The 21299-nt window shown below is 67.8% G+C and carries 24 protein-coding genes, 1 tRNA gene and 1 riboswitch; of the genes, 16 read left to right on the top strand and 9 right to left on the bottom strand.

The features are described 5' to 3' along the window. Nucleotides 1-71: 71 nt before the first annotated feature. Together pgi and MRBLMI13_RS15145 are read left to right on the top strand one after the other, a co-directional pair. Nucleotides 72-1751, top strand: coding sequence for a glucose-6-phosphate isomerase (gene pgi, locus MRBLMI13_RS15150; protein ID WP_367823446.1), 1680 nt, complete (start codon nt 72-74; stop codon nt 1749-1751). 21 nt (nt 1752-1772) lie between these two features. Then, on the top strand, nt 1773-2186 hold the full coding sequence (locus MRBLMI13_RS15145; RefSeq protein WP_367823448.1) for a DUF2809 domain-containing protein: 414 nt from the start codon (nt 1773-1775) through the stop codon (nt 2184-2186). Between the two features lie 164 nt (nt 2187-2350). On the opposite strand, the gene MRBLMI13_RS15140 is transcribed toward MRBLMI13_RS15145, so the two are convergent. The 4 genes from MRBLMI13_RS15140 to galU form a co-directional block, all read right to left on the bottom strand. Continuing rightward, nucleotides 2351-2423 (bottom strand) — tRNA-Ala (locus MRBLMI13_RS15140). Between the two features lie 49 nt (nt 2424-2472). Next, the gene (locus tag MRBLMI13_RS15135; protein WP_042539868.1) at nt 2473-3330 is read right to left on the bottom strand and encodes a hypothetical protein; all 858 of its coding nucleotides are present in this window, start codon (nt 3328-3330) and stop codon (nt 2473-2475) included. Between the two features lie 82 nt (nt 3331-3412). Beyond that, on the bottom strand, nt 3413-4024 hold the full coding sequence (locus MRBLMI13_RS15130; RefSeq protein ID WP_309694366.1) for a GNAT family protein: 612 nt from the start codon (nt 4022-4024) through the stop codon (nt 3413-3415). A gap of 39 nt (nt 4025-4063) precedes the next feature. After that, nucleotides 4064-4951, bottom strand: a complete 888-nt coding sequence (gene galU / locus MRBLMI13_RS15125; protein ID WP_042539866.1) for a UTP--glucose-1-phosphate uridylyltransferase GalU — start codon at nt 4949-4951, stop codon at nt 4064-4066. A gap of 40 nt (nt 4952-4991) precedes the next feature. On the opposite strand from galU, the gene MRBLMI13_RS15120 reads away from it, so the two are divergent. The 3 genes from MRBLMI13_RS15120 to mscL are packed head-to-tail and all read left to right on the top strand — an operon-like array spanning nt 4992 to nt 6330. Beyond that, entirely contained in the window at nt 4992-5588 is a 597-nt protein-coding gene (locus MRBLMI13_RS15120) for a 5-formyltetrahydrofolate cyclo-ligase (RefSeq protein WP_367823451.1), read from the top strand. A 15-nt stretch (nt 5589-5603) separates the two neighbouring features. Beyond that, nucleotides 5604-5876: an FmdB family zinc ribbon protein gene (locus MRBLMI13_RS15115; protein WP_042539862.1), complete on the top strand. Its 273-nt coding sequence runs from the start codon at nt 5604-5606 to the stop codon at nt 5874-5876. A gap of 28 nt (nt 5877-5904) precedes the next feature. Continuing rightward, nucleotides 5905-6330, top strand: a complete 426-nt coding sequence (gene mscL, locus MRBLMI13_RS15110; RefSeq protein WP_042539861.1) for a large conductance mechanosensitive channel protein MscL — start codon at nt 5905-5907, stop codon at nt 6328-6330. Nucleotides 6331-6417: 87 nt separating this feature from the next. On the opposite strand, the gene MRBLMI13_RS15105 is transcribed toward mscL, so the two are convergent. Together MRBLMI13_RS15105 and MRBLMI13_RS15100 are read right to left on the bottom strand one after the other, a co-directional pair. Further along, nucleotides 6418-6612 carry a hypothetical protein gene (locus MRBLMI13_RS15105; RefSeq protein WP_367823453.1) on the bottom strand — a complete coding sequence of 65 codons (195 nt, stop codon included), beginning with the start codon at nt 6610-6612 and terminating at the stop codon, nt 6418-6420. Further along, complete coding sequence (locus MRBLMI13_RS15100) at nt 6605-10324, bottom strand: ATP-binding protein (protein WP_042539857.1); 3720 nt, start codon at nt 10322-10324, stop codon at nt 6605-6607. The genes MRBLMI13_RS15105 and MRBLMI13_RS15100 overlap by 8 nt, the downstream gene beginning before the upstream one ends. A 190-nt stretch (nt 10325-10514) precedes the next feature. Between MRBLMI13_RS15100 and MRBLMI13_RS15095 the strand changes: the two genes are divergently transcribed. Next, the gene (locus MRBLMI13_RS15095; RefSeq protein WP_367823455.1) at nt 10515-11030 is read left to right on the top strand and encodes a methylated-DNA--[protein]-cysteine S-methyltransferase; all 516 of its coding nucleotides are present in this window, start codon (nt 10515-10517) and stop codon (nt 11028-11030) included. A gap of 62 nt (nt 11031-11092) precedes the next feature. On the opposite strand, the gene MRBLMI13_RS15090 is transcribed toward MRBLMI13_RS15095, so the two are convergent. Together MRBLMI13_RS15090 and MRBLMI13_RS15085 are read right to left on the bottom strand one after the other, a co-directional pair. Next, complete coding sequence (locus MRBLMI13_RS15090; protein WP_042539855.1) at nt 11093-12730, bottom strand: solute symporter family protein; 1638 nt, start codon at nt 12728-12730, stop codon at nt 11093-11095. After that, nucleotides 12727-13074: a DUF485 domain-containing protein gene (locus MRBLMI13_RS15085; RefSeq protein WP_042539853.1), complete on the bottom strand. Its 348-nt coding sequence runs from the start codon at nt 13072-13074 to the stop codon at nt 12727-12729. Before MRBLMI13_RS15085 ends, MRBLMI13_RS15090 begins: the two co-directional genes overlap by 4 nt. Before the next feature lie 109 nt (nt 13075-13183). On the opposite strand from MRBLMI13_RS15085, the gene MRBLMI13_RS15080 reads away from it, so the two are divergent. From MRBLMI13_RS15080 to MRBLMI13_RS15070, 3 genes are all read left to right on the top strand, one after another. After that, nucleotides 13184-14041, top strand: a complete 858-nt coding sequence (locus MRBLMI13_RS15080; RefSeq protein ID WP_042539851.1) for a LuxR C-terminal-related transcriptional regulator — start codon at nt 13184-13186, stop codon at nt 14039-14041. A 64-nt stretch (nt 14042-14105) separates the two neighbouring features. Then, a riboswitch (guanidine-III (ykkC-III) riboswitch) is annotated at nt 14106-14172 on the top strand. Nucleotides 14173-14182: 10 nt separating this feature from the next. Next, complete coding sequence (locus MRBLMI13_RS15075) at nt 14183-14509, top strand: DMT family transporter (RefSeq protein ID WP_042539849.1); 327 nt, start codon at nt 14183-14185, stop codon at nt 14507-14509. 38 nt (nt 14510-14547) lie between these two features. Continuing rightward, on the top strand, nt 14548-14892 hold the full coding sequence (locus MRBLMI13_RS15070; protein ID WP_042539847.1) for a histone-like nucleoid-structuring protein Lsr2: 345 nt from the start codon (nt 14548-14550) through the stop codon (nt 14890-14892). 1 nt (nt 14893) lies between these two features. On the opposite strand, the gene MRBLMI13_RS15065 is transcribed toward MRBLMI13_RS15070, so the two are convergent. After that, complete coding sequence (locus MRBLMI13_RS15065; protein ID WP_079113264.1) at nt 14894-15538, bottom strand: MarR family winged helix-turn-helix transcriptional regulator; 645 nt, start codon at nt 15536-15538, stop codon at nt 14894-14896. A 77-nt stretch (nt 15539-15615) separates the two neighbouring features. On the opposite strand from MRBLMI13_RS15065, the gene idi reads away from it, so the two are divergent. From idi to MRBLMI13_RS15030, 7 genes are read left to right on the top strand one after another with little or no spacing between them, the layout of a single operon-like run. Further along, nucleotides 15616-16137 carry an isopentenyl-diphosphate Delta-isomerase gene (gene idi / locus MRBLMI13_RS15060; protein ID WP_079113265.1) on the top strand — a complete coding sequence of 174 codons (522 nt, stop codon included), beginning with the start codon at nt 15616-15618 and terminating at the stop codon, nt 16135-16137. Nucleotides 16138-16139: 2 nt separating this feature from the next. Then, nucleotides 16140-17231, top strand: coding sequence for a polyprenyl synthetase family protein (locus MRBLMI13_RS15055; RefSeq protein ID WP_367823459.1), 1092 nt, complete (start codon nt 16140-16142; stop codon nt 17229-17231). Further along, a complete protein-coding gene (locus tag MRBLMI13_RS15050; RefSeq protein WP_042539842.1) occupies nt 17228-18133 on the top strand; it encodes a phytoene/squalene synthase family protein in 906 nt (301 codons plus the stop codon). The genes MRBLMI13_RS15055 and MRBLMI13_RS15050 overlap by 4 nt, the downstream gene beginning before the upstream one ends. Further along, nucleotides 18130-19731, top strand: a complete 1602-nt coding sequence (gene crtI, locus MRBLMI13_RS15045; RefSeq protein ID WP_367823461.1) for a phytoene desaturase family protein — start codon at nt 18130-18132, stop codon at nt 19729-19731. The genes MRBLMI13_RS15050 and crtI overlap by 4 nt, the downstream gene beginning before the upstream one ends. Beyond that, nucleotides 19731-20072, top strand: coding sequence for a lycopene cyclase domain-containing protein (locus tag MRBLMI13_RS15040; RefSeq protein ID WP_042539838.1), 342 nt, complete (start codon nt 19731-19733; stop codon nt 20070-20072). The genes crtI and MRBLMI13_RS15040 overlap by 1 nt, the downstream gene beginning before the upstream one ends. Next, complete coding sequence (locus MRBLMI13_RS15035) at nt 20069-20413, top strand: lycopene cyclase domain-containing protein (protein ID WP_056373570.1); 345 nt, start codon at nt 20069-20071, stop codon at nt 20411-20413. The genes MRBLMI13_RS15040 and MRBLMI13_RS15035 overlap by 4 nt, the downstream gene beginning before the upstream one ends. Continuing rightward, a complete protein-coding gene (locus MRBLMI13_RS15030) occupies nt 20410-21297 on the top strand; it encodes a prenyltransferase (RefSeq protein WP_367823464.1) in 888 nt (295 codons plus the stop codon). Before MRBLMI13_RS15035 ends, MRBLMI13_RS15030 begins: the two co-directional genes overlap by 4 nt. Nucleotides 21298-21299: the final 2 nt, after the last annotated feature.

Raw genomic sequence — 21299 nt, 5'->3', positions numbered from 1 at the left:
GCAGCAATCCTAGGACGAGACCCGACGTCATCGCGGGCGCATCGGGTCGCGTGCGGCAGTACCGTGGATCCATGACCGCTCCTGTTGATCCGACACACACTCCCGCCTGGTCCGAGCTCGCCGCGCTGCGCGAGTCGATCACCGCCGATCTGCGGGGCTGGTTCGCCGCCGATCCGGACCGCGCTGAACGTCTCTCGTTCCCGCTCGCGGACCTCCATGTCGATCTGTCGAAGAACCTCGTCACCGATGAGGTTCTGGCCGCGCTGCTGCGCCTCGCCGAGCAGACGGGTGTCGCCGAGCGCTACGCCGCGATGCTCGAGGGGAGCCATCTCAACACGTCCGAAGACCGGGCCGTGCTGCACACCGCACTGCGCCGACCGGCCGGGGCCTCCCCCGCGCTCATCGTCGACGGACAGGACGTGGATGCCGATGTGCATGCCGTGCTCGACGCGCTCAGCGCGTTCGCCACCCGGGTTCGCGCCGGCGAGTGGCTCGGCATCACCGGCAAGCGCGTCACCCACGTCGTCAACATCGGCATCGGCGGCTCCGACCTCGGGCCGGTCATGGTCTACGAGGCTCTGAAGCCCTACGCGGATGCCGGCATCGAGGCCCGGTTCGTGTCGAACATCGATCCGACAGACCTCGCGCAGAAGACCTCGGACCTCGACCCCGAGACGACGCTCTTCATCGTCGCGTCGAAGACCTTCACCACTCTCGAGACGCTCACCAACGCCCGTCTGGCGCGCGATTGGCTGTGGGCCGGGCTCCAGGCCTCCGGCGCCATCTCCGACGGCGACGACGCCCGCACCGACGCCGTCGCACACCACTTCGTGGCGGTGTCCACCGCGCTCGACAAGGTCGCCGCGTTCGGCATCGATCCGACGAACGCGTTCGGGTTCTGGGACTGGGTGGGCGGTCGCTACTCGGTCGACTCCGCGATCGGGCTGTCGCTCGCCATCGCGCTCGGTCCTGATGCGTTCCGTGAGCTGCTGGCCGGTTTCCACGCCGTCGACGAGCATGTGCGCACGACCCCGCTGGAGCGCAACGTCCCCGTGCTGATGGGCCTGCTCAACGTCTGGTACGTCAACTTCCACGGTGCTCAATCGCACGCGGTACTGCCCTACGCACAGCAGCTGAGTCGGTTCCCGGCCTACCTGCAGCAGTTGACGATGGAGTCCAACGGCAAGTCCGTCCGGTGGGACGGCACCCCCGTCACCACCGAGACCGGCGAGGTGTTCTGGGGAGAACCGGGCACCAACGGCCAGCACGCGTTCTACCAGCTCATCCATCAGGGCACGCGGCTGATCCCGGCGGATTTCATCGCCTTCGTCAACCCGGCGTACCCGCTGACCGACGACGGTCAGGACGTGCACGAGCTGTTCCTGGCCAACTTCCTCGCACAGACCAAGGCCCTGGCCTTCGGCAAGACCGCCGAAGAAGTCGAGGCCGAGGGAACCACGGGAGCACTCGTGGCCGCGCGCACCTTCCCCGGCAACCGCCCGACCACCTCGATCTTCGCGCCCGCTCTCACGCCGCGGGTCCTCGGCCAGCTCATCGCCCTCTACGAGCACATCACGTTCACCCAGGGCACGATCTGGGGCATCAACTCGTTCGACCAGTGGGGCGTCGAGCTCGGCAAGCAGCTCGCCATGCAGATCGCGCCGGCGATCGGCGGCGACGAGTCGGCGATCGAGGCGCAGGATGCGTCCACGAAGGCGCTGCTCGCGTACTACCGCGCGAATCGGAAGTAGGTGGAGGCGGACGAGACGCGGATGCCGCCGCCCGCGGGTCGCGATTCGCCCGTGCGTGCACGTCGACGAGGTCTGCTCGTCGGCGCCGCACTGGTGGTCGCGGCGGGGCTCGTCACGCACTTCGTCGGCAGCGGCCCGATAGCGGACCTGGCCGGCGATGCGCTCTATGCGGCGATGATCTACCTGTTCATCGCCATCGCGTTCCCTCGCGCCGCCTTCTGGGTCGTCGGCGTGACCGCGCTGACCCTGTGCACGCTCATCGAGTGCTTCCAGCTCACCGGCCTGCCGGGGCTGTGGGCGGAGAGCTTCTGGCCGGTGCGGCTGGTCCTGGGCATCGGCTTCGACGCGGGCGACCTCGCCGCATACGCGGTGGGCGCCGGCGTCGCGACCCTCGTCGACGTCGCGGTCAGCCGTCGTCGCAGGGCACGCGCCTGACGGACAGCGAAAGACCCCCCGAGCGGTGCTCGGGGGGTCTTGCTGTCTGTGGACCTAAGGGGACTCCGCCATCCTCGCTGCGCTGCGGTGGCTCCCCGAATCACTCAGCCGTATAGACAGACGAGAGCCCCCCGTGCTTCGCTCGGGGGGCTCTCGTCTGTCTGTGGACCTAAGGGGATTCGAACCCCTGACCTCCTCGATGCGAACGAGGCGCGCTACCAACTGCGCCATAGGCCCTGACGTCTTCTACGCTATCACGCTCGAAGACCCGCTCGCGCCGCGAAGATCAGCCGGCTGCGCGCTTCGCAAGGAGGTCGCGGACGTGCGCCTCGATCTCGGCATCGTCGACGTATCCCATCTTCGCGAAGGGAGAAGATGCCGCCGGCGCGGCGGCGGGGATCTGCACCGGCGTCGCGGGCGCCAGGCGCTCGGCGCGCTCGCGCAGCTCGGCGAGGCGAGCCGCTGTCCGGCGCTCCTCCTGCGCATCGAGCTCTGCTCGCGCTACCTGCGCACGAGAGCCCGCGACGGTCACCAGCGGCTCGGGCAGTGGACGCGGAGTCCATGTCGCTCGACCCTGGTCGTGCAGTTCGGGTGCCACTCTCTGCACGGGCTGCTCGGCCTCCCGAACGGAGCGTCGGGCAGCACGAGCGGCGACCGACGACATGCGCTGCAGGGCGTAGCCGGCCACGACGATCATCGCTCCGCCGATCCACAGCAGCAGCTGGGCCTGACCGGCGATCAGCTGCCACACGCCCAGCCCGGCGATGACGAGACCGAGAAGCAGAGTCGAGGTGGCGACGATGCGCACGCGGCGACGAGCGCGTGCCTGGCGCATGACAGGATCAGCCCTCGTGGCCGCGAGCTCTTCACGGAGGAGCATGAGCTCTGCGGCCTCCTTCTCGGACTGCAGGCGCTTCGCGAGCTTCTGCTGCGCGAGAGCCGTCCGCGCATTGAGCTCGAGGCGCACCTCGCCGGGGGTCTCGCTGGTCTCGGCGAGCACCCGCAGGGCCTGGTTCAGCCTGACGGCGTTGCGCTCGGCGGCGTCGTACTGGAAGCGTCCGCGCCATGACGGCAGCAGATAGAGCATCCACAGGAGCACAGCGACGAGGACTATCACTCCCCCGCTCAGCACTGGCCCGTCCATGTCGACAACGGTACGGGAACATCGGTGGTCACGACGCTCAGTGGCAGCGTGTGTCGCGACGAGTTCTGAACTCAGCGGCGTGTCAGAGCGCGAAACGGTCGGAAGGAGGGATCGTCGCGGCGTCCGGGGGCACTTCGCCGTTCAACCAGCGGGCCAGCACGCCCTGCGGCACATCCTCGCGTGTCAGGGCGAATGCGTAGTGATCGCGCCAGTCCCCATCGATGTGGATGTACCGGCGACGCAGCCCCTCATAGCGGAAACCGAGCTTCTGCACGACCCTCAGGCTCGCGACGTTCTCGGGGCGGATGCAGATCTCCATGCGATGCAGTGCGTACTCGGTGAAGCACGCGTCGGTCGCGAGCGCGACGGCCGTCGGCGTGATGCCCTTGCCGGCGAACCGCTCGCTCACCCAATAGCCGATGGTCGCCGAGCACAGCGACCCCCTGGCGACTCCCCAGACGTTGAGCTGCCCGGCGATCTCGCCGTCGTACTCCATGACGAACGGGTAGCCAGCGCCGTCTCGGTACTGCTGAAGCAATCGACGGATGCTGAGCCGCATGTCGAACGAGACCGAGCCGTAGGGGACGGTGGCCTCCCACGGCTGCAGCCACGAGCGGTTGCTCAACAGCTCATGCTGCAGAGCCCTCGCGTCGCGTGAGCGCACGAGGCGCAGCTCGATGGGACCGTGCCGCATCCCCGTCGCCTGATCCATCCGTGCGCCCCGCGATGACGCCTAGAGGCGTTCCGCGAACTCCTTCAGCCACGGGCGCAGCTCGGGGCCGAGGTCGTCGCGATCTGAGGCCAGCTGCACGATCGCCTTGATGTAGTCGACGCGGTCACCGGTGTCATAGCGGCGGCCGCGGAAGATCACGCCGACCACGCCGGGGCCCTCGGGCCTGGTCGCCAGCACCTGCAGCGCGTCGGTCAGCTGGATCTCTCCGCCCTTGCCGGGTTCGGTGTGCTCGAGCACCTCGAAGATCGACGCGGGAAGGACGTAGCGACCGATGATCGCGAGGTTCGACGGAGCGTCTTCGGCGGCCGGCTTCTCGACGAGGTCGGTCACGCGCACGGCATCCGATCCTTCGATGTCCTCCACGGCTGCGGCGCCGTACATGTGGATGTTCGCGGGGTCGACCTCCATGAGGGCGATCACGGCGGCGCCGGAGCGCTCGTGCTCGGCGATCATCTCGGTCAGCAGCTGGTCGCGCTCGTCGATGAGGTCGTCGCCCAGGAGCACGGCGAAAGAGCTGTCGCCGACGTGCGTCCGGGCACGCAGCACCGCGTGACCGAGGCCCTTCGGCTCGCCCTGACGGACGAAGTGGATGTCAGCGAGATCACTCGAGTGGATGACCCGAGCCAGACGACCCGTGTCGCCCTTCTCCATCAGCTTCACCTCGAGCTCGGGAACCGAGTCGAAGTGGTTGGAGATCGCGTTCTTGTTGCGGCCGATGATGACGAGGATGTCGTCGATCCCGGCTGAGGCGGCCTCTTCGACGACGTACTGGATGGCCGGCTTGTCGACGACCGGCAGCATCTCCTTCGGCATCGCCTTCGTCGCAGGCAGGAACCGTGTTCCCAGTCCTGCGGCGGGAATGACAGCCTTCATCTTCCTAATACCCATCCACACAGCCTAGTGGGGATGCCGCCGTAGACTCGGAGGCATGCCTCACGACGTCGAGCACGAGAAGCGCGCGCTTCGCGCCGAGCTCCGCGAGCGCCGCCAGCTGCTGAGCGACGCGCAGCGGGAGATCGCGGCATCCGCCATCACGCAGCGACTCGACGAGCTCGTCGCATCGCTCGGCGCCCGGTCGATCTCGTGCTTCCTCTCGACCTCGACCGAGCCGGGCACGAGGGAGTTCGTCACCGGGGCAGTGCGCCGCGGCATCCGGGTCCTGCTTCCGGTGACCCGCGCAGACGGTCTGCTCGACTGGGCGGTCGCGACCGATGACGACGACGTCGCCGAGGGGCTGTTCGGACTGCCCGAGCCGACAGGCGAAGTCCTCGGCCCGATCGCCGTGAACGACGTCGACCTGATGATCATCCCTGCCGCCGCGGTCGACCGCACCGGGATGCGCATGGGCTGGGGGCGCGGATACTTCGACAAGACCATCGGATCGATGGAGAAGTGCCCGCCTGTCTACGCAGTCATCTATGATTCCGAGGTACTCGACTTCCTGCCGAGGGAGGTGCACGATCAGCCGGTGTCCGGCGTCGTCACTCCCACGCAGACCCTCCATCTGTCGCCGACGCGACGCTGACCCGCGAGGATCGCCATGCCCACCTATGCCTACGCCTGCCGTTCGTGCGGCCACGCCTTCGACGCCGTGCAGAGCTTCTCGGACGACGCTCTCACCGTCTGCCCCGAGTGCGGCGGCGAGCTGCGCAAGCAGTACGGATCGATCGGCGTGACGTTCAACGGATCGGGCTTCTACCGCAACGACTCGCGCGCGGGTTCCGGCGCATCGACGTCCGCACCGGCATCATCGAAGTCGGAGCCGGCGAAGAGCACCACTCCGGCGCCCGCGTCGACCAGCACTTCATCCTGACCACATCGACTCTTCGGAGGCACTCACCATGCTCAAAGGCTTCAAGGACTTCATCCTCCGCGGCAACGTGATCGACCTGGCCGTCGCCGTGGTCATCGGCACCGCGTTCACGGCGATCGTCACCGCCGTGGTCAACAGCATCATCACCCCGCTCGTCTCCCTGTTCTTCAAGGCAGACGCGACCGGAAACTTCGGGCCGCAGCTGACGAGCATCTACGGCGACACGGTCACGTTCCCCATCGGCGACCTGATCTCGGCGGTCATCAGCTTCCTGTCGGTCGCCCTGGTGGTCTACTTCGTCTTCGTCCTGCCGATGAACACGTTCAAGGCGCACGTCGAGGCTCGCAAGGGCACACCCGCCGAGCAGCCGGAGGAGGAGCCGGCCGCCGCGACCGAAGCCGAGCTGCTCGTCGAGATCCGCGACCTGCTCGCCAGGAACAGCTCGCGCAGCTGACGCGGCATCGTCCTACGACGAAGCGCACGGCCCTGATCGGACCGTGCGCTTCGTCGTATCCCCTGCAGGAGGCGCAGGGGCAGGTGTTCAGTAGTGCGGCGGCACGTCCTGCATCAGCTGTTCGTCGTTCGGCCCCTTCGGGCCCTTCGGCCGCTGGGGGTCCTTCACGACCCGCTCCGGGTCGGTGTCGGTTCCCGGCACGGGAGTCAGCCGGGCACGTCTCGATCCGGCGATGCGCACGACCTTCTGCCGGGGTGCGTCAGGGTCGCGCTCGTCAGTCATTCTGCGGATCGGTGAGATCGATCGGCTGCGTGTCATTGTCGGCGCGAGCCGCGGATGCCGAGATGCCCAGGACACCGGCGATGCGCGAGGCCGCGGTGACCGGGTCGCTGTAGAGATCGAACGCATGCACGCGCACGTAGTGCCAACCGAGGCGACGCAGCACATGCGGGCGCAGTCGGAGCGTCTCGCGCAACGACTCGCCACGAGACTCCGGGTCGGACTCGATCACGACCGCCTTGCCGTTGTGCTGGGCGACGAGGGGCAGCAGGCCGCGATAGTCAACGTCGACGGAGGCGCCGAGACGGCGCAGCTCGCGAGCGAGTGCGAGCGTCAGCGGATCGGCGAGGTCTTCGAGGCGCGCATCGCGTGCGCGGGTGGCGAGGCCGCCCAGGATCGACATCAGCGTGGCCGCGCCGAACTCGAGTCGACCGTCGTCGAACGAGGAGGGTCGGATCGACGAGACGATGACCATGGACCGCCGGGCGCGGGTCATTCCCACGGTGAGCAGCCGCTCGCCGTCCGGCGTCGAGAGGTCACCGAAGTCGCTGAGGACCCGGCCGTGCTTGGTGAGGCCGTAGCCGAGCGAGAAGATCACGCGGTCGCGACTCTCGGCCACGGACTCCTCGAGCGTGAGCACCGCGAAGGGCTCGGCGGTGTCGCGACCGACGAAGTCGGCGACATCCGATCGTCCGGCGAAGGCGGAGGTGACCGCCGCGCGCACGCGCTCGGCGTGACGCCTGCTCGCCGTGACGACCATCAACGACTCGTCCGGGCGATGCACGGCGTGCTCGACGACCAGAGTCACGACGCGGGCGACCTCGGCCTCGGGGCTCTCCACCGCACCCGATACGGGGTCGGGCGCTCCCGTACCGCCTTCGACGTAGTCGACGGTGAGGCTGCCGCGTCCCAGATACGACCCCGCCCAGGGCAGGGAGACGATCTCGCCGCCGTAGAACGCGTCGTTGATGAGTTCGGCGAGATCTTCGCCGCCTGCGCGGTAGCTGCGCGTGAGGGTCATCACCGGCAGCAGCTCCGACAGCCGCTCGAACACCGACACGGAGTCGAAGGGAACCTCGTGCTCCCACTCGGAACCCGGGTCGACCGCGACGTGGAACGCGGTCGGCAGCTGCGTGACCGGGTCTCCGAACGCCACGACCTGACGCGCACGGCGGATCGCCGGGGCGGCTTCTGCCAGGTTGATGGCGGCCGCGTCGACGAGGAGAACCGTGTCGAACTCGACCGAGTCGGGGATCTGCGGCACGAGGTAGGGCGACGAGATCCAGACCGGCGCGAGCACGTCGACGAGCGTCGGCGCGGAGCTCACGATCTCGGCCGTCGTCGTCGCGGGCTGCTTCAGTGCGCGCCTCAGATTCTGGGATTCCTGCGGCTCGTCGACGATCGCGATCTTCCACTGGTTCGCGAGCTGCCATGCGAGAAGCGGACCTGCCATCGCGGCATGCGCCTCGTCGACGAGACGGAAGTCCCGCTCGAGCCGATCGACCACCGCCGTGTTCGCGCCGAGCAGCGCCCGGTCCTCCTGCAGAGCGCGCTCGAGCAGCGTCTGCCACCAGGCGAACTCCAGCTCGTCCCCCACGCGCGACTCGGCCACGTGCCGAACGGACAACTCCGCCAGCAGCGGCTCGAGACCGAGTTCGGCCAGTCGATCGCGCAGCTGCGCACGCTCGACGAGGTTGTCGAAGACATCGGACTTGGCCGCGAGGCCCGCGAGAGTGCGCACGAGACGGGCCACGGGAAGCGTCGAGAGCGGCTCCCTGCGTCCGAGCGCGACGTCCAGCTCTGCGAGCTCGGCCGTGACGCGCTGCCAGGAGGCGTAGACGTCGGCGAGGCCGAGCGGCACCTCGGGTGCGACACCGGCGTCCACGAATCGCTGCCACTGGGTGCGCTGCGCCTGGATGCGGAGCAGCGACTCATGCATCTCGGTGACGTGCACTCCGGGGCGGACGTATTCCTTCGCGAGTCGACGCAGACGGCGCCGGTTGGCTCCGGACATGGCCGGCGCATCGCGTCGCGAACCGTGGGCCTGGATGAGCTCCCCCAGCGGGCGCTCGAACACGGTGGGGCTGAACCGGTCGAGGGAATCACGGATGCCCTGCAGGAGCCGCAGATACTCGCCGAGCTCGTCGATGGTCGAGAACGGACGCATGTGCGTCTGGGCGATCAGCGCATAACCCCGCTCGAGCAGGGCAGGCACGCTCTCGGAGTGCAGGCGCGCCGCCAGCTGATGCGCGGACTTCGCAGCCTCCGTGCTCGAGAAGGTCACGCCGTACCAGGGTGAGTCGTTCGGGCCGAAGCGGAACTCGCCCAGGCGCGCCGCGTGCGCGAGCGCTGCGGCAGCCGATGAGCGATCGTCGGCGAGACGGCGGAGGGTCTCGGCGCTGAGCCGAGCGGTGGTCGACGGCGGAGTCGGCAGGGAGGCGAGCCTCGTGAGGTGACGCGTGGCGTCGAGCACCGACGAGTTCGTTCCCGCGACCGGAGCGGTGAGCGCGTGCCGGTAGTCCCGCAGCACGGCGCGCAGACGGACCAGCGCGTCATCGACGTCGCTGACCTTCGGAGCGGTCGCCTTCTCGTTCCGGCCGATCGCGCGCACGAGGTCGCGGCGCACGCTGGCGGGTGAGACCGCCAGGCTGTCGAGACCGATGCCCGCGAGGCGGTGCCTCACCCCGTCGAGGGTCGAGCGCCGAGCCGAGACGACGAGCACGCGCTTGCCGGCGCGCACGAGCTCGCCGAGCGCATTGATCACGGTCTGCGTGCCGCCGGTGCCGGGGAGAGTCGCGACGGTCAGCGAATGGCCGGCCGCGATCTTCGCGAGAAGGGCCTCCTGCTCGGCATCCGCGTCGAGCAGCAGGTTGTCGGATGCCGGTGCGCGGTCATCCGGTCCGGTGTGGTGCGGGTCGGGTCTGCGGGCGGAGACCTGTTCGCGGTCGCCGACGTGTCCGGCGAGAGCGTTGAGCACGACGTGGTCGAGGCTGCCCCCGTCGCGGGACATCGCGCCGCCGACGTCGGCGAAGGTCGAGACCACGAGTCTCGGCAGCACGGTGAACGTGTCGATCGATCGCGTCGTGGCACGCAGGCTGTCGATCACGGGCTGGGGCTTGAAGATCCCACCGTCGTAGGCGAGGGCGGCGAGCGCTGCGGCGTCGATCGTGATGCCGAAGTGCTCGCGCGCGATGCGCACGAGCTCCGGGTTCACCTCGAAGGCGCCCTGCAGCTTGAGCTCGAAGTCGGAATGGTGCCGTCGGATCGCCAGCGGGCGAAGGAGCACGGGTGCCGAGAACTCAGCCCCGCCGATGCGCCATCCGGCGACCCCGACCGCGAGGTGCACGGCTTCGATGCCGCGGACGGTGCGCAGCTCGGTGTTCTTCGCGGTGATCCGCTCGGCGGCGAGCCTCGCGGTGCGCAGACCGACCTCGTCGCGGTAGAGGTTCGACAGCAGGGTGGACTTGCCGGTGATGAACTGGGGAAGGCTGCCGGGGTGGGCCTTCGAGATGTCGATGCCGGACTCGACCGTGTCGCGGAAGTTGACGAGCGGCGATGAGCCGCCGAGGTCGGCGGCTTCCGCACGAAGCCGGGTGCGCTCCGCTTCGGCGGCATGCGCGATGCCGATACCGGAGACCGGCTCGTGCAATTCGCCGAGGGTCACTGCGGCATCGGTCGCCGCGTCATCCGCAGCCTTGCCTTCACGTCGCCACACACCTCACACACTAAGCGCGCCTCGCCCCGCAGCCGGTATCCCTGGCGGGTTTCACCGGATTTCCGCCCATCAGGGGGCTGGATCAGGTGTATGCGGACTGCTTCTGCACGCAAGCCGTGAGTCAGCGGCGTCTCCCCCGGTCGCGCTCGTGATGATGCCCGCGCTCGATCGCTGCGGTCAGTATGGAGGCATGACCTTCCACTACGACTTCGCACCGACCCCCTTCGGAGACGCACTCGCCGTGTTCTCCGACGAGGGGCTCGTCCGATTCGACCTCTCGGAATCGGACGATCCCTCGGTTCCCTGGGTTCTCGAGAACGTCTCGGGCCAGCTCGGCGCCGTCCCCGATCCCGACCCCGGAGCAGCCGACGACGTGACCGAACTCCTCGACGCCTACTTCGACGGCGCGCCGGTGCGATTCGAGGATCATCTCGAGCTCGATTGGCGCCTCGTCAACGGGTTCGCCCGCACCGCTCTGCAGACGATCAGCACGATCGAGTGGGGAGAGACGATGAGTTATGGCGAGATCGCGGTGCTGGCCGGTCGTCCCGGCGCCGCGCGCGCCGTCGGCACCGCGTGCCGCCTCTCCCCCTTCTCGATCGTCGTCCCGGTTCACCGCGTGGTGCGGTCCGACGGAACGGCGGGGCAGTACGGCGCGCATCCGGAGCGCAAGAGGTTCCTTCTCGATCTCGAGTCGCACAGCTGACCGCACACGACGTGGACCCCGACGAGTAGGCCGTCGGGGTCCACGATCGCTTCATCGCCGGATCAGTGATCCACGGCTTTCTCTGCTCCGAACCCGGTGAGCGACCGCACCTCCATCTCGGCGGCCAGGAGCGGCGACTCCTTGGTGCGGCTCGTGACGGTTCCGAGCCAGCCGAGGAAGAAGCCGAGCGGGATCGATACGATGCCCGGATTGTTCATCGGCCAGAGGACGATGTCGATTCCGGGGATCATCGACGTCGGCGAACCGGAGAACACCGGCGACAGGACGATGAGGATGATCGCCGCCGCAAGACCGCCGTACATGCTCCAGACCGCGCCACGGGTGTTGAATCGCTTCCAGAACAGCGAATACAGGATCGTCGGCAGATTCGCCGAGGCGGCGACCGCGAAGGCGAGCGCCACGAGGAAGGCGATGTTCTGCCCCTGGGCGCCGATGCCGCCGATGATGGCGAGGATGCCGATCACGACCACCGTTCGTCGCGCGACGCGCACCTCGCCGTCGGGGTCGGGCTCGACCGGGTTGCCCGCGGAGTCCTTCTTGCCCTTCTGGATCACGTTCGCATAGATGTCATGCGCGAACGAGGCGGCTGCCGTGATCGTGAGTCCGGCCACCACGGCGAGGATGGTCGCGAAGGCGACCGCCGAGATGAAGCCGAGCAGCACCGGTCCGCCCAGATACAGCGCGAGCAGCGGGGCGGCCGAGTTCGGTCCGCCGGGTGCTGCCGCGATCACATCCGCGCCGACGAGCGCGCCCGCTCCATATCCGAGCACCAGCGTGAGCAGATAGAAGCCGCCGATGAGCCAGATGGCCCACACCACTGAACGACGAGCCTCCTTGGCGGTGGGCACCGTGTAGAAGCGCATCAGCACATGCGGGAGCCCGGCGGTTCCGAGCACGAGGGCCATGCCGAGAGAAACGAAGTCCCAGGGGTTGGCCCCGTACTGCAGCCCCGGGCCGAGGATGGCATCGCCCTTGTCGGAATTCGCCACCGCTCCCTCGAGCAGCGTGTTGAGGCTGAACCCGTTGATCGCCAGCACCCAGATCGTCATCGCGATGGCACCGCCGATGAGCAGGAACGCCTTGACGATCTGCACCCAGGTCGTGCCCTTCATGCCGCCGATGAGGACGTAGACGATCATCAGCAGACCGACCACGGCGATCACGATCGACTGCCCGATCCGGCCGTCGATGCCGAGCAGCAGCGAGACCAGGCCGCCGGCACCCGCCATCTGCGCCAACAGGTAGAAGAAGCACACGGCGAGCGTCGTGATCGCGGCCGCCATGCGCACGGGGCGCTGCTTCAGACGGAAGGACAGCACGTCGGCCATCGTGAACTTGCCGGTGTTGCGCATGAGCTCTGCGACGAGAAGCAGTGCGACGAGCCAGGCGACGAGGAATCCGATCGAATACAGGAATCCGTCATAACCGTTGATCGCGATCGCTCCGCAGATTCCGAGGAACGACGCCGCCGACAGATAATCGCCGGCGATCGCGAAACCGTTCTGCGGCCCCGTGAACGAGCGGCCGGCGGCATAGTAGTCAGCCGCCGTCTTGTTGTTCTTGCTCGCCCGAATCACGATGAAAAGCGTCACCGCGACGAAAGCCAGGAAGATCGAGATGTTGAGGACGGGATTGCTCTCGGCCGTGACCGGCTGGGTGGCTGCGTGAATGATGTTCATGCTTCTCCCTGCGCCTTCTCGAGCTCTTCACGGATCTCCGTGGCGATCGGATCGAGCCGCCGGTTGGCGAACGCGACGTAGCCCATCGTGATCGCGAAAGTGGTGACGAATTGCCCGAGCCCCATGAGCAGTCCGACGGTGATATCGCCCCACACCCTCTGCGACATGAAGTCGATCGCGAATGCGGCGAGCAGGACGTAGACGAAATACCAGATGAGGAAGAACGCCGCGAGCGGGAAGATGAACGATCGCTGCGTCTTCTTCAACTCGCGGAATCGTGGTGATTGCTCGACAGCGATGTAGTCGATCGCTCCCGGCGAATCAGCCGTCTGATGGTCGGTCATGGGGCCTCCTTGCCTCATGTGCTGCGGCTCGCCCCGGTTTCCCAGGCGAATGATAGGGTCGACGCTACGAAACGGGGAACAGCGCCGTCACCCCCGAAAGTAGGTAGTCGTGACCACATCGACCCGGATGGAATCAGAGACCGAGCTCGTCGCCAGAGCAGTGCGCGAGCTCGCTCAGCGCACCCGGTTCCCCGTCGCCTTCGGTGGGCTCATCGACGAGGGTGTCGTCAGCGTGACCAGCATCGTCGGAAACCGCACCCGCAGTCTCGACGGGCTGCGTGTGAGACCCGAGCGCGGCCTCGGAGGGCGGGCGATGATGGAACTGCGCCCCCGCATGACCAGCGACTACGGATCCTCCCAGCAGATCACCCATGACTACGACGTGTTCGTGCTCGGCGAAGGACTGCGGACCCTGCTCGCTCTGCCCATCGTCGTGAGCGGTCGCCCTCGAGGCATCCTCTATGCGGGAGCCTGGGACAGGACACCCGTCGGAGGCGTGACGACCGCTCCGGCGATGCAGGTCGCGCAGTCCGTGGCGGAGGAGCTCCGCGTCCGCGACGAGGTGGAGCGACGACTTCGTTCGGTGGCACCGGCATCCGATTCCGTCGCGCCGCGTCATCGCGAAGAGCTGCGCGAGAGCTTCGCCGAGCTTCGCAGCATCGCGGCGTCCGTCGATGACGCCGAACTGCGCGCGCGAATCGCGCAGGTGGAACAGCGTCTCGTGATGCTCGCCGAGGATGCTGTCCCGCCGGGGACCGGACCGATCTCGACCGTTCATCTCTCCCGTCGGGAGACCGATGTGCTCGCGTGCGCGGCCCTCGGGGCGACGAATGCGGAGATCGCCGGTCAGTTGGGCCTCCGCGAGGGCACGGTCAAGGCCTACCTCGGCACGGCCATGTCGAAGCTCGACGCGTCGACCCGCCACGCTGCTGTGGCCAAGGCGCGCCGCGCCGGGCTGCTCCCCTAAGCCGCCGGCACGCGCGGCGGCAGGGCTGCACAGGCGCTGCCCAGCGCTGACGGCTATCGTGGACACCGGTCGGTGAACCCCGGCCCCGGACGAGGCAGACCAGTACCCGGTGAGCGAAAAGACTGGTCCGAAAGGACCGTCATGTCGTGGATCGTGCTGATCGTCTCCGGTGTTCTCGAGGCCGTGTGGGCGACTGCCCTGGGCAAATCCGAGGGACTCACCAAGCTCTGGCCGAGCATCATCTTCGCGGGTGGTCTGATCCTCTCGATGATCGGACTCGCATTCGCGATGCGTGATATCGCGACCGGAACCGCATATGCCGTATGGGTCGGAATCGGGGTGACACTCACCGTCGTCTGGGCGATGGTCACGGGTGACAGCGAGGTCTCCTGGGTGCGCATCCTGTTGCTTCTCGGACTCGTCGGATGCATCGTCGGATTGAAATTGATCGACCCCGGTCACGAGTAATATCCTCAGACCCGTCAATTCGGAGTATTGTCATTTCCATGGCAAGAAGAATTGTGCACCAGCTGGTAGACGACATCGACGGAAGCGTTCTGGACGTCGGTGAAGGCGAGACCGTGCATTTCTCGCTGAATGGAACCTCGTACGAAATCGATCTGAATACCGCTCACGCAGAAGAATTGCGCGCGGCGCTCGAGCCGTATATCTCGGCGGGGCGTCGGGCCGGCTCCGCCGTGTCTGCGCGATCGGCGGCACCTCGCAAGCGTGCCGGCCGCAATCCGGAGGTCGCCGCGATCAGGGCGTGGGCCAACGACAACGGCTACACGCTCTCAGAGCGGGGCCGGATTCCTGCTCCGGTCGTCGAGGCGTACAACGCCGCGCACTGACTCACTCGGAGGTCGCGACTCCGGGTTGGGCCCACGGCTCATCCCGGAGCGTGATCTCCTTCGCCATGTCCGAGAGGAATCGGATGACGACGTCACGCTCGTCCGCCGTCAACCGCGCCGCTGAGTAGAAGCGCTTTGCCTGCTGACGACCCACCGTCTCCATCGCCGCCTGTCGCGTCTCCGGAGTGATGGTGATCGCCAGAGCACGCCGGTCGGTCGGATGCGGTGCGCGCCGGATGTGGCCGCCCTTCTCCAGGCGGTCGAGCAGCTTGGTCGTCGACGCCGTCGAGATGCCGAGGTGGGTGGCGATACCCCCAGGAGTCGCCGTCGCACCGCGGTTCGCGCAGACGATCAGATAATGCAGCGCTCGCATGTCCGTGTCATTGAGGCGCATGTAGCGGCGCGAGGCGAGCGACAGCTTCTGCTCGGCGTCCCTGAGCTCGCCGAGTGCTCCCATCACCAGCGCGATCTGGCGCAGGTCCTCCGGTGCGACTCCCGACCGGTCGATCAGGGTGCTCCGCGGATCCGCGGACTCGACGTCGTAGATCGCCGCGTGCGCGACGCCGTCCGGCGAGCCCGCCTCCTGTCGAGAGAGGACGTCGGACGCGCCGCTTCCGCGGGGGGTGGCGTCGGGTCCGTCGTGCATGACATCATGCTACACACGAATGTTTCATGTTATGTTGATTATTAGCTAAGCTAGCGAAAATCGAGGAGGTTCCCCCGTTGGATGAGGTCACCCTCCTTTCTGCAGACGGAGTCGCGATCGGCACCAGTGCGAAAGACACGGTCCACACGACCGATACCCCTCTTCACCTGGCCTTCTCCTGCCACGTCTTCGATCGCGAGGGGCGTCTTCTGGTGACGCGACGAGCACTCGCGAAGCGCACATGGCCCGGCGTATGGACCAACAGCTTCTGCGGTCACCCGCGCCCCGGCGAAGACATGACCGACGCCGTGCATCGACGCGCACAGGACGAACTCGGGCTCCGCCTCACCGACGTCTCCCTGGTACTGCCCGACTACCGCTACCGGGCCGTCGACGCGAGCGGAATCGTCGAGAACGAGATCTGCCCCGTCCACGTGGCCATCGCAGACGGCCCCCTCTCTCCCGACCCCGACGAGGTCGCCGAGTGGGCATGGGTCGACCCGGCGGAGTTCGCCGACTCCGTGATCGGCGCTCCCTTCGCCTTCAGCCCCTGGCTCGTCGAGCAGCTCCCCCAGCTCCGCGACCTCGGGGTGGTGTGACCATGACCGTGACCGTGACGCAGGCTGCGCCGCGAGAGGACCTGAGCCCTCGAGTCGAAGAGATGCTCCGCCAGCGCTTCGCCCTGCACTGCGAGAACGCAGAGGCGTATGGAACCGAGTTCGCTGCGCTCTGGCGTGCGACCGCGGACCATGCGCTCGGCGGCAAGCTCGTTCGCCCGAGGCTGCTGCTCGACATCCATCGCGCACTCGTCCCGTCCGCCGACGACAGCGCGACGGTGGCCGCCGTCGACATCGCGACGCACATCGAGCTGCTGCACTACGCCTTCCTGCTGCACGACGATGTCATCGACGGAGACCTGACCCGCCGCAAGCGACCGAACCTGATCGGAGAGCTCGCAGCGAGCACGCCAGCCACCTCCGAGGAGGACTCGCTGCACTGGGCCAGATCGAGCGCGATCCTGATGGGCGATCTGATGCTCTCGGCCGCGATCATGGGTTTCGCCCGGGCAGAGGTCTCGGCGCACGCACGACGACGCCTGCTCGATCTCGTCGAGCAGACCATCCTCGAGACGGTGGCCGGCGAGCACACCGACGTGGCGCTGAGCCACGGGATCATCGCGTCGGACGTCGACACCGTCCTCACCATGAGCGTCTACAAGACGGCGACTTACTCGTTCTCACTGCCTCTGCGAGCAGCGGCCCTCCTCGCCGACTCCTCCGATTCGGCCGAAGCGACGCTGCAGTCCGTGGGCCGCCACCTGGGTCTCGCGTATCAGCTGCAGGACGACCTGCTCTGTGTCTTCGGAGACCACCGCACACACGGCAAGGATGCGTTCTCCGATCTGCGGGAGGGCAAGGAGACGGCCCTCATCGCCTTCGCCCGATCGACGGGCACCTGGGAGCGCATCGCGCCCCGATTCGGTTCCGCAGATCTGAGCCTCCAGGATGCCACCGCGATGCGCGACCTGCTGCGCGAATGCGGAGCCGAGCAATTCGTCGTCGGCCTCATCGGCGATCAGCTCGACGCGGTCTACGCGCTGTTGTCAGAGGCGGAGCTCGCCGGCGAGATCAGCTCGGATGCCGCGCGGTCGATTCTGGTCTCCGCGTCTCGCCTCGAAGGACGACAGGCATGAGCCCGACCCCTCACGACGCGTCGGGTGCGAGTCTGGGACGGTTCAACCGCGCCGCCGACACGGCATCCACCGAGGTCATCCGCACATACTCGACGTCGTTCGGGCTGGCGACCCGATTGCTCGGGGAGAGACATCGCCAGCATGTGCGCAACATCTACGCCATGGTTCGCATCGCCGACGAGATCGTCGACGGGGTCGCCGCGCAGGCAGGACTCGACGAGTCCGCGCAGACCGGCGCGCTCGCATCTTATGTGGCCGAGACCCACCGGGCGATGGATGTCGGATACAGCACGGACCTCGTGCTGCACGCCTTCGCGCGCACGGCGAGGGAGTGCGGGATCGGCGAGGATCTCACGCAGCCGTTCTTCGACTCGATGGCTGCAGACATCGCGGGCGACACCGGCTTCACCGCCTACGACGCGGCGGCGCACGAGCGCTATGTCTACGGCTCGGCCGAGGTGGTCGGACTGATGTGCCTGCGGGTGTTCCTGCGAGAAGACACGCGCACCACCGGCGAACTCGAGACCCTGACCCACGGAGCACGACAGCTCGGCGCCGCTTTCCAGAACGTCAACTTCCTCCGTGACCTCGCCGACGACACCGAGCGCCTCCAGCGCGGCTATCTCGGCGACGGCGGCCGCCTCACCGATGCCGACCGCGACGACTGGGTACGCACCATCACGGCGCAGCTCGACGATGCGGCACGCTCGATCCCCTTGCTGCCCAAAGACGCTCGCGCCGCCGTGCGCAGCGCCCACGCGCTGTTCGCTGCCCTGACCAGACGCGTCGCGAAGACTCCGGCCTCGAGCCTCTACGAGCGCCGGGTGCGCGTGCCGGATCCGATCAAGGCGCTGCTGGCCACGCGGTCCGTGCTCGTGACGGCGCTGGAGCGGAACCGATGAGCCGGGTCGCGGTGATCGGCGCGGGAGTCGCCGGTCTCGCTGTCGCAGGACTGCTCGCCCGCGACGGTCACGACGTGACCGTCTATGAGAAGAACAGCCGCGTCGGTGGTCGCGCGGGCACCATAGAGCGCGACGGCTTCCGGTTCGACTCCGGGCCGTCGTGGTACCTCATGCCCGAGGTGTTCGACCACTTCTTCGAGATGATGGGCACCTCGACGCAGGATCAGCTCGACCTGACGCTCCTCGATCCCGGGTACCGCGTCTTCCAGGCACCGGAAGCGGACGGGCACCCATCACCCTCCGTCACCGTGCCCTCCGGGCGCGCGGCGGTATCTCGTCTGTTCGAGTCCCGCGAGCCCGGCTCGGCGCAGGCGCTCGACGCGTATCTCGACTCGGCGCACGACGCACGCGTCATGGCCGAACGCTACTTCCTCTACAACCCGTTCACGCGGCTGCGCACGCTGATGACGCCGGAGGTGCTGCGAGCCCTTCCTCGTCTCTTCACGCTTCTGGGCACGCGCCTGCAGTCGTTCGCCGCTCGGCGCTTCCGAGACCCGGTGATCCGTCAACTGCTCGGATACCCCGCGGTGTTCCTCGGCACCGATCCCCGCACCGCCCCGGCGATGTACCACCTCATGAGCGCTCTCGATCTCGACGAGGGCGTCAGCTATCCGCAGGGCGGGTTCTGGCGCGTCGTCGAGCGCATCGCGGAGCTGGCCGAGGCGGCGGGCGCCAGGATCGTGCTGGATGCCGACGTCACGGCGATCAGCACAGGCATCCGGTCGGGCGCACCCACTGTGACGGGTGTCGAGTGGCGCGACTCCGACGGAGTCGCGCACACGGCAGACGCCGACATCGTCGTCTCCGGCGCCGATCTGCATCACACCGAGACGGCGCTGCTCCCACCGCACCTTCGCACGTACCCCGATTCGTGGTGGCAGCGGCGCACCAGCGGACCAGGTGCCGTGCTCGTGATGCTCGGCGTGCGAGGCTCTCTGCCCGAGCTGCCGCACCACTCGCTGTTCTTCACCGAAGACTGGGATGCCAACTTCGACGCCATCTTCGGCGATGCGCCCGAGATCCCCTCCCCCGCCTCGACGTACGTCTGCCGTCCGAGCGCCACTGACAGCACCGTCGCCCCCGAAGGGCACGAGAACCTCTTCGTGCTGGTGCCGATCCCTGCCGACACCGCTTTGGGCGCGGGCGGCTCCGACGGCGGCGGATCTGCAGCGATAGAGCGGGCAGCGGATGCCGCGATCGACCAGATCTCGCGCTGGGCAGGCATCGACGACCTGCGCGAGCGCATTGTGGTGCGTGAGACGAAAGGTCCCGCAGACTTCCTCGAGGACTACAACTCGTGGCGCGGCGGGATGCTGGGACCGGCGCACATCCTCTCCCAGAGCGCGATGTTCCGCGCTCAGAACGAGTCGCGCCAGGTGACGGGGCTGTACTACGCGGGCGCCACGACCGCACCGGGGGTCGGCGTGCCGATGTGCCTGATCAGCGCCGAGATCGTTCTCAAGCGGATCCGCGGCGACCACTCCAGCGGACCTCTCGACGTCTCGGCCACCGCTGAGTCTGCGAGCGGAACCGCGTGATGGGCTTCGTATATCCGGTGGTCCTGCTCGCCACCCTCGGATGCATGCTGCTGCTCGATCGGAGATTCCGGCTCTTCTTCTGGCGCGACGCCGTCTCCGCGTCCGTCGTCACGGCCGTCGGGCTCGCTTTCTTCCTCGTCTGGGACGTCGCGGGCATCGCCGGAGGGATCTTCTTCCGTGGCGAGTCGGCCATCGCGACGGGGATCGTCCTCGCCCCCGAGCTCCCGATCGAGGAGCCGGTCTTCCTTCTGTTCCTGGTCGTGTGCACGATGATCGTCTACACCGGGGCCGTGCGCATCCTGACGAGACTGACCCGACGCCCGAGCGAGGTCGCACAGTGACCTACCTCGAGCTCTCCGCGTGGTTCGTCGGCGCCGCGGTGGTGGCGGCCATCGTTCTGTCCGTCGTCTCGGGCCGGCACCGCGCCCACCTCGGCGCCGTGGCCGTGACCGTCGTCGTGCTCTTCATCCTCACCGCCGTGTTCGACACGGTGATGATCGCGACGGGCCTGTTCCACTACTCCGCCGATCATCTGCTCGGCGTGCACATCGGTCTCGCACCTCTCGAGGACTTCGCCTATCCGCTCGCCGGGGCGGTGCTGCTGCCGACTCTGTGGGCGGCGCTGCGCGCCCGTCGACGCGCTCGTGACGACGTCAGAACCGCCGACGAGGATCCCTCATGACCTCGTCGGCCCGCGGATCCGTCGGTCGCGACATCGCGCAGATCGTCCTGTCATCCCGTCCGATCAGCTGGATCAACACGGCATTCCCCTTCGCGGCCGCATACCTTCTCAGCACCCGCGAGATCGACCTCACGCTGATCATCGGCACGCTGTACTTCCTGGTGCCCTACAACCTGGCGATGTACGGCATCAACGACGTGTTCGACTACGCGTCCGACCTCGCCAACCCGCGCAAGGGCGGGATCGAAGGCGCGCTGCTCTCCCCCCGCATCCACCGGGCCACACTGTGGGCGGCGGTCGTGACGAACATCCCGTTCCTCGTCTACCTCGTGGTGGTCGGAAACCCCGCGTCCTGGTTCTGGCTGGCGATCAGCGTGTTCGCCGTGATCGCCTACTCCGCGCCGGGGCTGCGGTTCAAGGAGCGGGCATTCCTCGATTCGACGACCTCGAGCCTGCACTTCGTGACCCCGGCGGTCGTGGGTCTCGCCCTGGCCGACGCATCCGCCACGCCCACGGCGGTCATCGTGCTCATCGCCTTCTTCCTGTGGGGCATGGCGGCACACGCCTTCGGCGCGGTGCAGGACATCGCACCCGACCGCGAAGGCGGGATCGGATCGATCGCGACCGTGATCGGAGCCCGTGCGACCGTGCGGCTGTCGATCGCGCTCTGGGCGCTGGCCGGAGTCGCGATGCTGTTCACCTCGTGGCCGGGTCCGCTGGGCGCTGCGCTCGCGCTGCCGTACATCGTGAACGCGGCGCCCTGGTGGAACGTCACCGACGAGACCTCCGCGGGCACCAACCGCGCCTGGCGGCGTTTCATCTTCCTCAACTACTTCGCCGGGTTCCTCGCGACGATGATCCTCATCCTCGCCTGGGTCTCCTGACG

This window comes from Microbacterium sp. LMI13-1-1.1, from assembly GCF_040815625.1.
Classification (GTDB): Bacteria; Actinomycetota; Actinomycetes; order Actinomycetales; family Microbacteriaceae; genus Microbacterium; species Microbacterium forte.
This window is presented reverse-complemented; position numbering and strand designations above follow the sequence as displayed.

Bases quoted from the DNA above. Each gene is read 5' to 3' on its own strand.
- pgi (WP_367823446.1), top strand. From the start codon at position 72: ATGACCGCTCCTGTTGATCCGACACACACTCCCGCCTGGTCCGAGCTC.
- MRBLMI13_RS15145 (WP_367823448.1), top strand. From the start codon at position 1,773: ATGCCGCCGCCCGCGGGTCGCGATTCGCCCGTGCGTGCACGTCGACGA.
- MRBLMI13_RS15135 (WP_042539868.1), bottom strand. From the start codon at position 3,330: ATGGACGGGCCAGTGCTGAGCGGGGGAGTGATAGTCCTCGTCGCTGTG.
- MRBLMI13_RS15130 (WP_309694366.1), bottom strand. From the start codon at position 4,024: ATGCGGCACGGTCCCATCGAGCTGCGCCTCGTGCGCTCACGCGACGCG.
- galU (WP_042539866.1), bottom strand. From the start codon at position 4,951: ATGGGTATTAGGAAGATGAAGGCTGTCATTCCCGCCGCAGGACTGGGA.
- MRBLMI13_RS15120 (WP_367823451.1), top strand. From the start codon at position 4,992: ATGCCTCACGACGTCGAGCACGAGAAGCGCGCGCTTCGCGCCGAGCTC.
- MRBLMI13_RS15115 (WP_042539862.1), top strand. From the start codon at position 5,604: ATGCCCACCTATGCCTACGCCTGCCGTTCGTGCGGCCACGCCTTCGAC.
- mscL (WP_042539861.1), top strand. From the start codon at position 5,905: ATGCTCAAAGGCTTCAAGGACTTCATCCTCCGCGGCAACGTGATCGAC.
- MRBLMI13_RS15105 (WP_367823453.1), bottom strand. From the start codon at position 6,612: ATGACTGACGAGCGCGACCCTGACGCACCCCGGCAGAAGGTCGTGCGC.
- MRBLMI13_RS15095 (WP_367823455.1), top strand. From the start codon at position 10,515: ATGACCTTCCACTACGACTTCGCACCGACCCCCTTCGGAGACGCACTC.
- MRBLMI13_RS15090 (WP_042539855.1), bottom strand. From the start codon at position 12,730: ATGAACATCATTCACGCAGCCACCCAGCCGGTCACGGCCGAGAGCAAT.
- MRBLMI13_RS15085 (WP_042539853.1), bottom strand. From the start codon at position 13,074: ATGACCGACCATCAGACGGCTGATTCGCCGGGAGCGATCGACTACATC.
- MRBLMI13_RS15075 (WP_042539849.1), top strand. From the start codon at position 14,183: ATGTCGTGGATCGTGCTGATCGTCTCCGGTGTTCTCGAGGCCGTGTGG.
- MRBLMI13_RS15070 (WP_042539847.1), top strand. From the start codon at position 14,548: ATGGCAAGAAGAATTGTGCACCAGCTGGTAGACGACATCGACGGAAGC.
- MRBLMI13_RS15065 (WP_079113264.1), bottom strand. From the start codon at position 15,538: ATGCACGACGGACCCGACGCCACCCCCCGCGGAAGCGGCGCGTCCGAC.
- MRBLMI13_RS15055 (WP_367823459.1), top strand. From the start codon at position 16,140: ATGACCGTGACCGTGACGCAGGCTGCGCCGCGAGAGGACCTGAGCCCT.
- MRBLMI13_RS15050 (WP_042539842.1), top strand. From the start codon at position 17,228: ATGAGCCCGACCCCTCACGACGCGTCGGGTGCGAGTCTGGGACGGTTC.
- crtI (WP_367823461.1), top strand. From the start codon at position 18,130: ATGAGCCGGGTCGCGGTGATCGGCGCGGGAGTCGCCGGTCTCGCTGTC.
- MRBLMI13_RS15040 (WP_042539838.1), top strand. From the start codon at position 19,731: ATGGGCTTCGTATATCCGGTGGTCCTGCTCGCCACCCTCGGATGCATG.
- MRBLMI13_RS15030 (WP_367823464.1), top strand. From the start codon at position 20,410: ATGACCTCGTCGGCCCGCGGATCCGTCGGTCGCGACATCGCGCAGATC.